Genomic DNA, 12,994 nt, shown 5'->3' with positions numbered 1-12,994 from the left:
AAGAAATGGACAGTATAGAAGTTTCCAAAGAAGATCTGAGAACGTTTCTGATCGCTTATCAAGGCTTGCTCCCAACGAAGCCCAGTGCTGACCGGCTGGGTATCATCGAATTCATCAAGAGAGTGGGCTGTATTCAGTATGACCCATTGAACATGGTCGGGCATAATCCCGATCTTGTGCTTCAGTCCCGCTTTAACGATTACGACCCAGACTTACTGGACAAGCTCCTCTACGAGACAAGGGATTTAATTGACGGATGGGATAAGATGATGGCGATTTATTCTTTGGAGGATTGGCCATACTTCCAAAGGCTTCGGGTCAGAAAGAGGGAAGAGACCGAGGGAATTCTGGCATACCGAAAGTCGAGTGAAGCGCTCAAGTACGTGGATAACGTCAGGGAATTCATTGCGAACAACGGTCCCGTATCCCCTTCGCGGTTGGACCTTGGCCGCGCTGAGAACGGACGCTGGGGCCATGGAAAACTGTCAAGCGCCACCATGGATTACATGTGGAACATGGGATCCTTGTCGGTGAAAGAAAAGAAAAACACCCAGAAGATCTATGATCTGACCGAGAATCTGCTGCCACAGGACATTCTGGAGCGGGCAGATCCGTTCGGGGACGACCATGCCTTTTATAAATGGTATTTCAAGAGGAGGATTGGAAGCATAGGGGCCTATTGGGACCGTAACGGAGGGGGCTGGCTCGGCCACTTCGTGTCGGACAAGCATCTGCGAGCCCAGGTGCTGAATGAATTGTCCGAAGCTGGTGAGTTGATCAGACTTAAGGTCTGGGACCTGAAGGAGACGTTTTACATGAGGGCCGAAGATATGGCCATTCTGAACAAGACGGCTTTAGATGTGGACCGGAAAGCCTTTTTCCTGGCTCCTCTAGACAATCTGCTATGGGATCGGAAGCTGGTCAAGGACATTTTTAATTTCGAGTACAGCTGGGAAGTATACAAACCCGTTTCTAGTCGGAAATACGGTTACTATGTGCTTCCGGTGCTTTACGGTAACCAACTTGTGGCCAGATTCGAGCCCGAGAAACACCGGGCGAACGAGCCGCTTAGTATCAAAAAATGGTGGTGGGAGGAGGGGGTCGCCGTAACGGACAACACAATCTCCGCGGTGACGGAAGCGCTGCAGGCTTTTTGCTCCTATCTGAAGGCGGACGGGCTGACTGCGGAATCGCTACTCAAAATTATGTAATTAGGTAGGTGACATTCATTGATCGGTTCATTTCCGCAAGAGAAGCGTTTTTTGAACATGGCTGACCCGTTGCTCAGTTCTTACTCCGACAGCGCCAATTTGTTCTCGGTTCTACAGACCCATGAAACCGTCGACCGTTTTAAGCAATGGGTGATCGACCACTATACTGGGCTGTACATCATCAACGACCCATACTCCGATGCCGATTGTTCGCTCAGCTACACGCAAAACTACGGCGAGTCTCTTCTGCTGAATTGTGATCTACTGGAATACCGAAAGTTCGACAGGGCCGATGTCGGACCGGACGGCGTGGCAAGTTGGATCAGACAGGCGATAGATGAAGGTTTCTACGTCGCCGTGTCCCTGAACAAGTATTATCTCCCTTGCGCCGCGGAATACCGGAAGCGGCATTTCAACCATCAAACAATGTTCTATGGATACGACCATCGTTCCGGGCTGTTGTATGCAGCGGACGGCTACAAAGGGGGGAAATACGCGCTGGAGCCGATTACTTATGAGGACGTGTATAACGCCTATAACGCATTCGATGAAGGTATCAATCCGGTATTTCACGATGTCTACCTACTTAGGAAGTACACGGAGGAAAACGGAGAGTGGAACACCTCAACCTTCCGCTCTTCCCTGGCCGACTATGTTCATGGAACACAGTCGGCCGAAGCCATCGGCGGACTGGCCCTTTATGATCGCGCCGTAGAAAGTCTGTCGGATGGGACCTGTCTGAATTGGGGCTTCTTCCATGTGCTACACGAGCGTAACATGCTGCTACGGGTGAAGGCAGAGTATCTGCAAGCCCTGGGGCTTCTGGACCTCACATCGGCTTCCTTCCGAAAGTTTGGCCAACTGGAAGAGGACAGCCTGCGGGTTCGTAATTTCCATTTTAAATATCAGATCATGACAGAACGGGTCGAGAACGAAACCCTCAAAGGTAAAGTGAGACAGGAGCTTCTGAACCTGAAGGAACTTGATGCCGAATGCTGTGAACTGTTGATGAATCTTATGGGGTAATTTAGAAAGGGTGAAATAATGAGGAAAATATTGGATGTTGCCAAGCCGCCATTCTCGTGTGATGTGGACGATGCGGATCTGTTGTCCGTGCTGTGGGTACACGAGGATGATATCAACATGAAGAAGTGGTTTATCCGAAACTTTATCGATCTGTGGTGCTATGAAACGGACGGAATCCAAACGATGTCATTCGACAAGCCATTCTCGACCAAGCTGCATTGCTTTAGACCGGAAGGGACAAAGCATAATTATTTTGACAAGCCTTTTCCGGACAGCTCGATTCACGATTGCCAGCTTCTGAGTAGGGTGGAATGGGACCGGGATACGCTGGAGAAAAAGTATGAGACGATAACGGATTTGATTGAGGAATGTATTTCCAACGGACTGTATATGTTTCTGGAAATTGACTGCTTTTACATTCCGGTCGCCTTATTCAACCAGAGAATCCATTACAACAGCCGCACGCTGATCTATGGCTTTGACACTGAGCAAAAGATCCTGAACGTGGCCGACTTCTACGGGCCCTTCGACCGGAATGTAGCTTTCAAATTCAGGGAAGTCAGCTATGAGGACTTCATCAAGGCCTATAGTAGCTATGAATGCAGCAAAAATCTGGAGCATGAGCGGTTACTGGCCTTCAAGTACAGCTCGACCGAAATCAGTCTCAACAAAGGTGAACTGAAGTACGCACTCAAACGTTATCTGGACGGTTTTGAAGACCCCTACAATAACATCCGGTTCGGTGTTAAATGTTATGATGCGATCAGTGAGGAGCTGGACAAGAAATACATGGACTTCCGGTTGTTCAATTTTGTGTACAGCCATGCCAAAGCTATGAAGATGCGGGCAGCCTATATGAAGGAGCTCGATGTGTTGGATGAATCATTCACGGATTTAAGTGCATTTGACGAATTGGAGAAGTTCGCCCTATCCTGCAGAAACAGCCTTATAAAATTCGTGGTTAGCCAGGATAAAGGCGTGAAGAACAAAGTCATCCAGCTATACGAAAAATTGCGCGACAAGGACATCGAATGCACCCGGTTACTGATGGACCATATCAAGGATGCTGAGAATGTGTACCGCTGGAAAAAAGGGCTGAAAGAGATTGAGCAAATAAGTGCTGATAACAAAGTAATTTATGCGGATAAGGGTTGATTGCCATGCCCAATGACCGTTATGACTTGGATACCGGCACTCTCGTTCCCTATATCCGGCTTTTTCGAGAACGTCTAGACGGTAACCTGATGAAGACGGCACTCGTCTGCGGTGAACAAGCTTTGTCGTACGAAGAGCTGGACAAGCGGTCGAACCGGGTGGCGGCGTTTTTGCAACGGAGGGCGGTTACGAGTCGGAGTGTTGTCGGTCTTTTTATGAACCGGACGTTGGACCTGTCGGTAGCGTTGCTGGGTATTATGAAGACCGGAGCGGCGTTCCTGCCGCTCGACCCGCAGTATCCGCCTCAGCGAATCAGACATATTGTTGAGGACAGCGGCTGCGAACTGATAATCGTTAATCAGAGCCTTGTGCCCAGTCTGGCTTACTATGAGTATACGGTCGGTTACGAGGAGATCGACCTGGTGGACGAATTCGGACTGCAGCCCGCGACAGCGAATCTGGACGAGGCTGCATACCTGTTGTACACATCCGGATCGACGGGCTTGCCAAAGGGCACGGTCATTACCCAGGAAGCGCTAGCTTCATTCGTGTACGGCATCACCGGCGAGATAGCATTCCCGGACGGCGGTGCAATGCTCTTCCTAACAACCATTTCCTTCGATATTTCACTGCTGGAACTACTGGTTCCCCTCTTGTACGGCATGCGGATCGTAATCGCTAACGAGAGGGAGCAGCGAAATCCGCATTTGCTGAAGAAGATCATTTCCGAGAAGGAAATAGACATAGTTCAGATGACGCCTTCCGCTATGCAACTACTGCTGGATTACGATAAGGAACTTGACTGTCTTCGGCGGGTGACCGATGTGCTACTTGGGGGAGAGGCGTTGCCTTTACCGGTGCTGGAGCATATCCGGACCTACACGGACGCCAACATTTATAACCTTTACGGTCCCACCGAGTCTACAATCTGGTGCATGGCTGCTAATCTGAAGAGCCGTAATTCCATCACCATTGGCAAACCGTTTCGTAGTGTGAAGGTGTACGTGCTTGATCCGGACATGAAGGAAGTGGAACCGGGGGTGATCGGGGAGCTGTATATCGGCGGGCCTCAGGTGGCCAAGGGCTATCTGAATCAGCCACAGCTAACCGCCGAGAAGTTCAGGAAAAATCCGTTTGAAGACGGGGGGATGATCTTCAAGTCCGGCGATTTGGTCCGGTGCTCGGATGAGGGGACTTTCGAGTTCCTGGGCAGGAACGACCATCAGGTCAAAATCCGTGGATTCCGGATCGAACCGGGTGAGATCGAATCGGTTCTGTTATGGCAGCAAGTTATTACTCATGTCGCCGTTGTGCCGAAGACTGGGAAAAACGGTCATTCCTATTTGTGTGGGTATTATGTGTCGGATGGGAGTGTAGACGAGCGGCAGCTGATCTCGAGCCTGCGAAAGGTATTACCCGGCTACATGATCCCGGAACAGTTGATCCGGCTAGACCAGTTGCCTTATACCCCGAATTTCAAAATTGACCGAAACGCCTTGATAAGCTTGGAGAATCTGACGGTCCCTCAATGACGGGGAGATCCATAACGAAGGAGTGTGGAAAAGATGAATTCCGTTGAACAGAGAGTCAGAGAGATTATTACAAGCCATGTTGATGTTTCTGTCGATATGGACAAAGTGAAGAACAACAGCTATCTCGATACGATCGGCGTAAACTCCATTAATTTTATTCGATCCGTGCTCGATTTGGAAAGCGAATATACCATCGAATTTGATATTGATATGCTAGGATTCGACAGCTTTGAGACCTTCGGCAATCTGGTGAAATATGTGGAACAGAAGATCAGTTGAAGTATTCAGCGGTGGGGAGATTAAATGGATAAGGAACATCTGAATGTGGCCGTCGTAGGGACGGGACCCTGGGGGAATCAGCACCTGATTTCCTTCGATCGAAACCGGCATACGAAACTGTGTGCCGTGGTCGGTAGGGATGAAATAAAGACGAGGGAAATCGCCGGACGGTATAACATTCGTCCTTACACCGATATCCGCGAGATGTACCGCAGTGAGAAGGTCGACCTGGTCAGTATCTGCCTGAACGGAATGCATAATTATTTGGACACGCTCTATGCAATCCGGCAGGGAGTGCCACTACTGATCGAAAAGCCCTTATCGTTCTCTCTCGCGGAAGGAGAACGGTTATTACAGGAGATCGAGAGGACGCATACCTTTGTCTCGATCAACTTCATGCACAGATTTGGCAAACCTGTGCAGTATGCCTATAAAGCGATCCAAAAAAACAAGCTGGGCGATCCTTTGATCGTCCTGTGGAAGCTTGAGCATCAAGGCAGCTGCGCGGATCACGAATACCGAAATCTTATCGAGAGCCAATGCCACGGGTTGGATCTGATTGAACATTTGTGCGGTGAGATTGAATCCGTTATGGCCGAGATGACAAATGTGACGCAAAAAGGGTGCTCCTCGCTAAGTGTGGCGTTTAAGCTGAAGAACGGGGGGGTGGGGAGTCTTGTTGGTTCTTATGACTCCATTGATTTTTACCGGCCTTCCCAATTCATGGAAATTACAGGAACAAAAGGAAAAATAAGGATAGAAGACTTCGTGAAAAGGTACAGCTTCCAGAGCATGGGAAGCGAAGATCTAGTAGAGTGGCGTCCTAGTCTTTTTAATTCCGTTGATTGTGATGTGATTTACAACCTGGACAAGCACATTAACGAAATATGCAAAGCCCTTGTGCTTGGTAAGGATCCTCCCGTTAAGGCGAGCCACGGCTACAGAGTATTGTATCTGGCAAACCGAATCATAGAATCCTTTGAACGAGGAGTGCGAGTGCTGGTCTAGAACCTTGAGAACAGGCGTTAGTCCATTGAAACACAGGGGGTAAGGATGGAACTTCTCATACCAGTAAGTTTAATCGATCATGACGACGCAAGAAATTGCACCGAGGAGTCTTTGGCCACCATCGCCTCCTTTCTTGGTAAGGATCACATGCTGATGTACAAAGACGCCTGGCACTTTGCTTATGTCACCCACGATCTGGGAGCCGGACCTTACATGTTCGGTCCTTTGCTGAAGCATGACGAAAAGATTGGCCATAACCTCGAATATTTGGCCCAGTACCACGGTATCCGATTTCATTACCTTAAGAAGTCTACGGAACCGGATATTTCCGGTTTTGTCATGGATGAGCTGAAGGATTCCCGGCCCGTTGCCTTGGATATCGACGGCTTTTGGTGCCCGTGGATCGCGGAATATCAAACCAAACATATCGATCATGGTATTGTCATTTCCGGTGTTGATCGTTCCCGGTGTAGCTTCATTTGTACGGACAGCTTCTACGGTAAAAATGGGGTGACTCTACCCTTTAATCACTTGGACAATGGGCTGCTCGGAGTCTACAGATACGAACTGACCTCGTCCCAGATATATCGCTACGAGCAAATCGGTGCCGATATACTGGCGAACTACGAGAAATACGGATCTCTGGAATCGCTGGAGGAGTTCACTGCGGATTTCGGCCGGTATTTCGACTTTGCCACAGAAATTGAAGGTGTACCCGGCTATGACGTTTCACTGTTCTATATTAACTTTGACCGCTATCGGAAGAACAGAAACAAAATGTCCAAGCTACTTGCTTTTATCGCTCACCGAAGCCAATCCGAAAAGATTCATGGGTTGTCCACGGACATGCATGAGATTTACAGGAGCTGGGATATTTTCCATAAGTACATGCTCAAATTGTACCTATCCGGTAAATTTGATGGGGTTAAGGAGAAGGTGATCCGTTATCTCAACGACATTTTGGTCAAGGAAACGCAGTTCTACGAGAAATTAAAACATGCGAATACTCTATTTAACTACTTGTAGGAGTGAGAAGCAATGCAACAAGCGGAGATCGGACTTATTGTAAGGGAAATTGTGAATGAAGTGGCCGAAGCTAATAGGGAACCATTGAGCTTTGATTTTATGAAGTACGAACTAAGCGATTACACCCTTAACTCTATTACTTTCGTTATGCTGATTGTGCGGCTGGAAGGAGAATTCGATATCGAATTCGACGATGATTATTTGAGTCTGGAACGATTCTCCACCTTTGACGATTTCGTCCGGCTCATTTCCGAAAAGCGGCACGAGCAGGTGCTTTGATGAGAGGTATGCATAAGGGAACCTGTACTCAAATGTATATGATGCAAACACGGTTCGATGAGCTGGAGATAGACGAGACCTTTTTGTACGGCCGGTTGCAACTCGGCGAAATTCGGTCCCTGCCTGAGAGAAGGCGGAGTCTGTTTGCCAGATGCCTGTTGTATTATGTGCTGGAGAAGGACTGGGGTATTGGCGACATAGCGCTTGTCAACGGAAGATTTGGTAAACCGCACTTAAACGGTGGGCATGGGGTTCAGTTCAATATCAGCCATTCGGGTGATTGGGTGTGCTGCGCCGTCAGTCCGGACGTAGTGGGTGTGGATATCCAGGTCGTTCACGAGTTGGATTTGGAGATCAGCCAGCGTTTTTTTATGGAGGAAGAACATGCCTTTATTTTATCCGGGGAAGATCCTGTAAGCAGAACTTCCAAGTTCTTTGACATTTGGAGCTGCAAGGAAGCTTATATCAAAATGCTGGGATACGGCCTAAATAAGCCGTTAAACAGCTTTGAAATTAGGCCGAGTATGGAGGATGGCTACTGTGTGCACGATGAGTTGGCGGTGGAGGACTGTCGTTTGTATCTACAGAAGTATGAGGAGGTTTACAAGCTGGCCGTCTGCTACAACACGCCTGAGCTTGTAATGACTGTAGAGGATCATTCGGTGGTGCTCGCGTTCATCTCGGGTAAGTATGGCGGAAAGCAAACAACAGTATTATGAGGTAAGGGAGGCCAAACGTTTTGGAAACCGTTCAAAAGTCAATCCCGGATATGGATATTCCTTATTATATCCCATGTCTATATCCTTTGATCAATATGTGGTTGAACGCCAACCGGTATGATATTGGTATTAATCTTCTGACAAATCACGATCTACTGAGCGTTCCGACGTTCGCCCTGGACCGAACGGATCTTAGAGGCGAAGTATACATGTGGGACGTTCAACGGCTAGGACGCCAGTATTTACAGACAAAGCTGGGTTTGACACTGGAGTTTATTGAAATCGAAGAAAGTGCAAAGCAGGATTACCTTCATCGCTATCTCAAGCAGGACAACTGCCTGATTATGGGTGGAACGACGTATCATTTGCCACAATCCAAGGATTATCACAGCCGACACTTCGTGGATAACATTGTCCGGGATGGCCGCTTGATGCTTATGACGCATTGGCTTGCCGTTACGGGTGGTGATTTTACGTCATATCAACTGTATGACCCGGTCCCAAATAAATTTCAGGGAGATATCGACGGTGATAATTTGATGCAATTCTGGAAAGGTTTGAGGTATATCCCGGAAATTAGCGAGTTTGAGGATGTAAAAGAGCAGTTGGTCAACGGAGTGTGCCACGTCCATATGGACAAAAAACGACTGCCGGACAAACAAGTACTGGCCCGGGATATTTTGCGTGAAATCATACAGATCCATTACCATCGGGGCCCGGTACGGGAAGGCAATCGAGATTTTTACTACGGCATTAATGCCTTGCAGCAATTAGGCTCATTCTACCGGGACGCAATTACGCAGGTTTTGGATGTTCAGGAGAGAGAAGCGCTGTGGAAATGTTTTTTCGACCTGAAATTCAGTTTTCATTTTCTCAGGCTGTTGTTCGAAGAATTCAGCGAAGTGGAGGACGCCCTTCTAGTAGAGAAAATTAAATCAGACCTGGATGAACTGATCGTGAACATTATTAAGCTGTCAAGCATCATGCAGGCCAACCGTATGCGGGGAAAACATGAGAATTATATTCAAAGCAAAGTGGAGAAAAGTCTGGAACAAATAATGAAGAGTCAGAAATCGCTGCTGCTTCTCATGGAGGGATTGTGACCGACTGGTAGGAGAAATCATTAAAATCGGGACGGGGGTTGACAGGTGGAAGGCGATCTATTTCTGTTTTTTATGCAGATCAGTATTCTGCTCTTAGCTGCGCTTAGCCTGGGCGGACTAGCCAGAAGAATCAATCTTCCGGCAATTATCGGAGAATTGCTCGCGGGTATTTTACTCGGTCCAAGCATCATGGGCCTTCTACCCGAAACGTATTCGAAAATGTGGGGGTTTACCGGAGGCGTTTCCGAGCCGCTGAGTTATTTTACCCAGTTTGCGATGTTGTTTTTTATGTTTTATCTGGGCCTGGAAATTGAACTGAAGCATTTCTTCAATAGCCGGAAGACGATTATCATAACAAGCGTGTTAAGTCTGATTGTTCCCATGTTGATCGGAATTGGAATCATTTTTGTCTTTTCCGAAGTTTTCACTTCCGGCTCGGGAAATCTGCATCCGGTTTATCTCGCCGGGTTTATGGGTGTGGCGCTCTCCATTTCTGCCTTGCCGATCATTCTGAAGATTTTGTCGGATCTGAACATTCTGAATACACGGACTGGTTCGATCATAGTCGGATCGGCGATCATCAATGATTTGATCGGCTGGAGTCTATTCGCGGGCGGTATCTTCCTGATCTCGCAGGAGAATCGGTCGGGGCTTCAAATTGCAACCCGGATGCTAACCATCGTGACGTTTCCCTTTATTATGGTGCTGGTCTTCAAATGGCTAAAGTCGTTCATCAATCAGCAGCTGACACGTGTAAAGGGAGCGAACATTGGCTTTGTTATTTTTCTGGTTGTCCTGATCGCCGCATTGGCTGAAAAAAACCATGTACATCCGTTTTTCGCTGTTTTTATAATGGGTATTCTGTTCAAGCATCAATTCTACAACGACACTATTAAAACACTGAAAGGTGGCTTGTCTTCGATTTGTACGTATTTTTTTTCGCCCTTGTATTTCTCGACGATCGGCCTAAAGGCCAACTTCTTTCAGGATTTTGACCTCCAATTGGTATTGATTATTGTTGTGTTCGCCTGTATAGGGAAAATTCTCGGATCCTCGGTCGGTGCGCGTCTGGGAGGGTTGCGCTGGAACCAGGCACTGACGATCGGATTGGGACTGAACGCCAGAGGAGCCGTGGAAATAATTATCGCCTCGATTGCGCTTGAAGCCCAGGTCATTGATAGGAGAATTTATGTCAGCCTGGTTATTATGGCCATTGTGACCTCGATCGGCAGCGCCCTTGGTCTGAAGCTGATCTACCGAACCCCAGCCGTAACGATTCTTCGCCCGGCTGCAAGCCCGCATCCGCTTCCTCTTGAGGAATGATTTCATAAAAAGTGTATGTAGAGTCCCCATTCACTCTCCTTATTATGAACAAACCGTAGATGATCACGGAAACCGGTTACCAGTGGGAGATTAATCTACGGAATGAGACCGTGTTAACCATTGCGAACGGATATATCGGTCTGAGTGGAAGCTGGACGATCCACTCGGTGAGCCGGACCTACCTGAATTGATTCTAAGGCACGGTTCCCATCACTTACGTGGAAGAAGCCTACTGTTATTCCGAAAATAACCAATATATGTTGAACGTAATGAACATCAAGAATGTTGAAATTTATATTAATAGAGAGAAATGCAGTTTGTTCCCCGGTAAGGTTCATTCACACATACGGCGGCTGGATATGCGGCGTGGATCCGTGATCCAGAAACTGGAGTGGGAGACGATAACCGGGAAACGGGTGGAAATTGTATGGGGGGATGGCCTCAACGGATATGTTACAAGCTTTAGCTATGGATGACTGGTATTGTTCTGTTGGTGCTGCACTTTAATACAACATTTTTGTGCATGAATGCCAAAGAAAAATCCTTATTCGCAAGAAATTCAGGACTTCTATTAGAGATATTCTCTGGTAGAAGTCTTATTTTGTTAAGTGCGGTATTGAATATCGCGTTACAAACAAAAAATTTGTTATATGAATTCTACTTTGTGATATTTGACGAATGTCCATAGTAGAAATGCTTGTTAAGCAAATTTAATGTAAGAGATGAAGCCCGTTAGAATCTTATTTGGTTATTATGGATATTCATCTGAGTTTTCTTTGAGAGAAGCATTTAAAGTAAAGATTGATGCGATGCATACATAAGTCCCCTATATGAGGGGGAATGGAACTGCTATGGTTTAACAACGCATAACTCATTTCTGAATCTTTTAGACCTTTAACAGATTCATCTCTAGGCTATTTGACAAACGGATAGAGGGTAAGAGTGTTCATAAAAAATTACAAGTATTTGTATTAAATCTTCTAACGAATACATCGGAATAAAATATTGGGTTTTAGACAATAATGGTTAGTATGGAAACAATGAAGTGTGTTTACCAAACTAATATGTAGTATAACTATTATTTGTTTTTTGGCATGTTCTTTGTGAAATCAAACTAGATTCATAAATGTACTAAGGGTTCACTATTAGATCGTAGCTTAGAGTTCCTGAAAATTAAACTGACATCCGGCATCAAAGAAGTCTGTTTTAAAATATGATAATGAGGTTAATTGGTTACATATAATACTTCTAGAGACGCATGACAGACCTGTTAACCTGTTATGCGTCTTTCTGTATTGAAAGGAGGAGGATTGAATGACAAATTCTGTATACAAAATACATCTAAATCGACTTAGAGATGGAAGAGGACAAGGAAGAGGAGCAGACTACATTCCTTTCATTCAAGCAAATGATAATAAAGTAGCATCCGAAGGATGGTTAACCCGTACTCCAGGCTGGCATTCAAACCGGATACATCATACGCTGTATAAATATGGGTATCAGTATCTGCTAGTATAAGAATGGGAAGGACAAGTTACAGATTGAGTGGGAGCCCCTCATTTAAAATCGATACTAAAAGGAAATCAATACGGTGGATTGGAATCATGACGAACGGTGATCCAGGAGCCGGTTCATTTTTGGTGTTAGATTATCGCTTGGTTCTTAAATTTTTAGATCAAAAATACTTAAATAACTGAAATGAGCTTATTGTAAAATTGAAGAAATAATAACTCCTGTGCCTCTTCCGCTGCCCTGGTTGGATCATCTCGTTCGGAAATAAAATGAGCACCAGCTTCACTTAAATATCTGGAAGCTACTTCTCTAGCTTCTTTGTCAATATTCTCAAATTGGGAGCCAAGTGCTCTTTGTGCGTTTCCAAAAAAAATGTGTATTCTCCGCTTTGTGGCTCTTTTTGAAAGTAAGGCATATAAATGAAAGGCTTCATTTTTTCATTCCTTTCTGAAGAACTTAACGAAATTGTATGTTCGTGATGTCTTCGTGAAATAATTACGAATATATAGAAAATAGTTTAAATTGAAATAAATGGGTTAAAGATTAATAATAACACCTCAGAATAAACATAAACAACTTGAAGGTAACGGCTTCGCCCTTTTTAAGGGCGAGGCCATTAGTTGTTTGAATATGGTATCAAAAACTGGGGGGTTAATATATGTCACGCCGAGCTTCACGCATAGTTAAACTTCAAGAGAACTATATTAAAAAAGGTAGGGGTCAAGGAACTGGAGATCAGTACCAACCCTTTATTCAAGCACACGACAATAAAGTGGCATCTGAGGGATGGATAACAAGGCATAAGGGGTGGAAGACCAAAA

The 12,994-nt window shown here is 46.0% G+C and carries 14 protein-coding genes; all 14 read left to right on the top strand.

The annotated features are described in order from the left end of the window. Nucleotides 1-5 precede the first annotated feature (5 nt). A complete protein-coding gene (locus MHH46_RS28400; protein ID WP_076193990.1) occupies nucleotides 6-1,211 on the top strand; it encodes a DNA glycosylase AlkZ-like family protein in 1,206 nt (401 codons plus the stop codon). An 18-nt stretch (nucleotides 1,212-1,229) separates the two neighbouring features. Further along, the gene (locus MHH46_RS28395) at nucleotides 1,230-2,237 is read left to right on the top strand and encodes a hypothetical protein (protein WP_076193992.1); all 1,008 of its coding nucleotides are present in this window, start codon (nucleotides 1,230-1,232) and stop codon (nucleotides 2,235-2,237) included. A gap of 18 nt (nucleotides 2,238-2,255) precedes the next feature. After that, nucleotides 2,256-3,392 carry a hypothetical protein gene (locus tag MHH46_RS28390; protein ID WP_143762778.1) on the top strand — a complete coding sequence of 379 codons (1,137 nt, stop codon included), beginning with the start codon at nucleotides 2,256-2,258 and terminating at the stop codon, nucleotides 3,390-3,392. A 5-nt stretch (nucleotides 3,393-3,397) separates the two neighbouring features. After that, nucleotides 3,398-4,924 (top strand): amino acid adenylation domain-containing protein, encoded by a 1,527-nt coding sequence (locus tag MHH46_RS28385; protein ID WP_076193995.1) that lies wholly within the window; start codon nucleotides 3,398-3,400, stop codon nucleotides 4,922-4,924. A 33-nt stretch (nucleotides 4,925-4,957) separates the two neighbouring features. Beyond that, a complete protein-coding gene (locus tag MHH46_RS28380; protein ID WP_076193997.1) occupies nucleotides 4,958-5,203 on the top strand; it encodes an acyl carrier protein in 246 nt (81 codons plus the stop codon). 24 nt (nucleotides 5,204-5,227) lie between these two features. Then, complete coding sequence (locus MHH46_RS28375) at nucleotides 5,228-6,211, top strand: Gfo/Idh/MocA family protein (protein ID WP_076193999.1); 984 nt, start codon at nucleotides 5,228-5,230, stop codon at nucleotides 6,209-6,211. Nucleotides 6,212-6,256: 45 nt separating this feature from the next. Continuing rightward, complete coding sequence (locus tag MHH46_RS28370; protein WP_076194000.1) at nucleotides 6,257-7,237, top strand: hypothetical protein; 981 nt, start codon at nucleotides 6,257-6,259, stop codon at nucleotides 7,235-7,237. A gap of 12 nt (nucleotides 7,238-7,249) precedes the next feature. Beyond that, nucleotides 7,250-7,516 carry an acyl carrier protein gene (locus tag MHH46_RS28365; protein ID WP_076194001.1) on the top strand — a complete coding sequence of 89 codons (267 nt, stop codon included), beginning with the start codon at nucleotides 7,250-7,252 and terminating at the stop codon, nucleotides 7,514-7,516. Next, the gene (locus tag MHH46_RS28360; protein ID WP_076194002.1) at nucleotides 7,516-8,235 is read left to right on the top strand and encodes a 4'-phosphopantetheinyl transferase superfamily protein; all 720 of its coding nucleotides are present in this window, start codon (nucleotides 7,516-7,518) and stop codon (nucleotides 8,233-8,235) included. Before MHH46_RS28365 ends, MHH46_RS28360 begins: the two co-directional genes overlap by 1 nt. Nucleotides 8,236-8,255: 20 nt before the next feature. Continuing rightward, on the top strand, nucleotides 8,256-9,338 hold the full coding sequence (locus tag MHH46_RS28355; protein ID WP_076194003.1) for a hypothetical protein: 1,083 nt from the start codon (nucleotides 8,256-8,258) through the stop codon (nucleotides 9,336-9,338). A 45-nt stretch (nucleotides 9,339-9,383) separates the two neighbouring features. Next, nucleotides 9,384-10,661 carry a cation:proton antiporter gene (locus tag MHH46_RS28350; protein WP_076194004.1) on the top strand — a complete coding sequence of 426 codons (1,278 nt, stop codon included), beginning with the start codon at nucleotides 9,384-9,386 and terminating at the stop codon, nucleotides 10,659-10,661. A 59-nt stretch (nucleotides 10,662-10,720) separates the two neighbouring features. Further along, nucleotides 10,721-10,852: a hypothetical protein gene (locus tag MHH46_RS28345; RefSeq protein WP_256716575.1), complete on the top strand. Its 132-nt coding sequence runs from the start codon at nucleotides 10,721-10,723 to the stop codon at nucleotides 10,850-10,852. A 27-nt stretch (nucleotides 10,853-10,879) separates the two neighbouring features. Continuing rightward, nucleotides 10,880-11,137, top strand: coding sequence for a hypothetical protein (locus tag MHH46_RS28340; protein ID WP_076194006.1), 258 nt, complete (start codon nucleotides 10,880-10,882; stop codon nucleotides 11,135-11,137). Nucleotides 11,138-11,975: 838 nt separating this feature from the next. Next, entirely contained in the window at nucleotides 11,976-12,179 is a 204-nt protein-coding gene (locus MHH46_RS28335) for a hypothetical protein (RefSeq protein ID WP_076194010.1), read from the top strand. Nucleotides 12,180-12,994: the final 815 nt, after the last annotated feature.

The sequence above is a fragment of the Paenibacillus sp. FSL H8-0175 genome, assembly GCF_045040615.1.
GTDB classification, from domain to species: Bacteria; Bacillota; Bacilli; order Paenibacillales; family Paenibacillaceae; genus Paenibacillus_AQ; species Paenibacillus_AQ odorifer.
Note: the sequence above shows the minus strand (reverse complement) of the source record. Positions and strands in the feature narration are given on the sequence as shown.

Excerpts from the sequence above, each read along its gene's own strand:
- MHH46_RS28400 (WP_076193990.1), top strand. The coding sequence starts at position 6 with ATGGACAGTATAGAAGTTTCCAAAGAAGATCTGAGAACGTTTCTGATC.
- MHH46_RS28390 (WP_143762778.1), top strand. The coding sequence starts at position 2,256 with ATGAGGAAAATATTGGATGTTGCCAAGCCGCCATTCTCGTGTGATGTG.
- MHH46_RS28385 (WP_076193995.1), top strand. The coding sequence starts at position 3,398 with ATGCCCAATGACCGTTATGACTTGGATACCGGCACTCTCGTTCCCTAT.
- MHH46_RS28380 (WP_076193997.1), top strand. The coding sequence starts at position 4,958 with ATGAATTCCGTTGAACAGAGAGTCAGAGAGATTATTACAAGCCATGTT.
- MHH46_RS28375 (WP_076193999.1), top strand. The coding sequence starts at position 5,228 with ATGGATAAGGAACATCTGAATGTGGCCGTCGTAGGGACGGGACCCTGG.
- MHH46_RS28370 (WP_076194000.1), top strand. The coding sequence starts at position 6,257 with ATGGAACTTCTCATACCAGTAAGTTTAATCGATCATGACGACGCAAGA.
- MHH46_RS28365 (WP_076194001.1), top strand. The coding sequence starts at position 7,250 with ATGCAACAAGCGGAGATCGGACTTATTGTAAGGGAAATTGTGAATGAA.
- MHH46_RS28360 (WP_076194002.1), top strand. The coding sequence starts at position 7,516 with ATGAGAGGTATGCATAAGGGAACCTGTACTCAAATGTATATGATGCAA.
- MHH46_RS28345 (WP_256716575.1), top strand. The coding sequence starts at position 10,721 with ATGATCACGGAAACCGGTTACCAGTGGGAGATTAATCTACGGAATGAG.
- MHH46_RS28335 (WP_076194010.1), top strand. The coding sequence starts at position 11,976 with ATGACAAATTCTGTATACAAAATACATCTAAATCGACTTAGAGATGGA.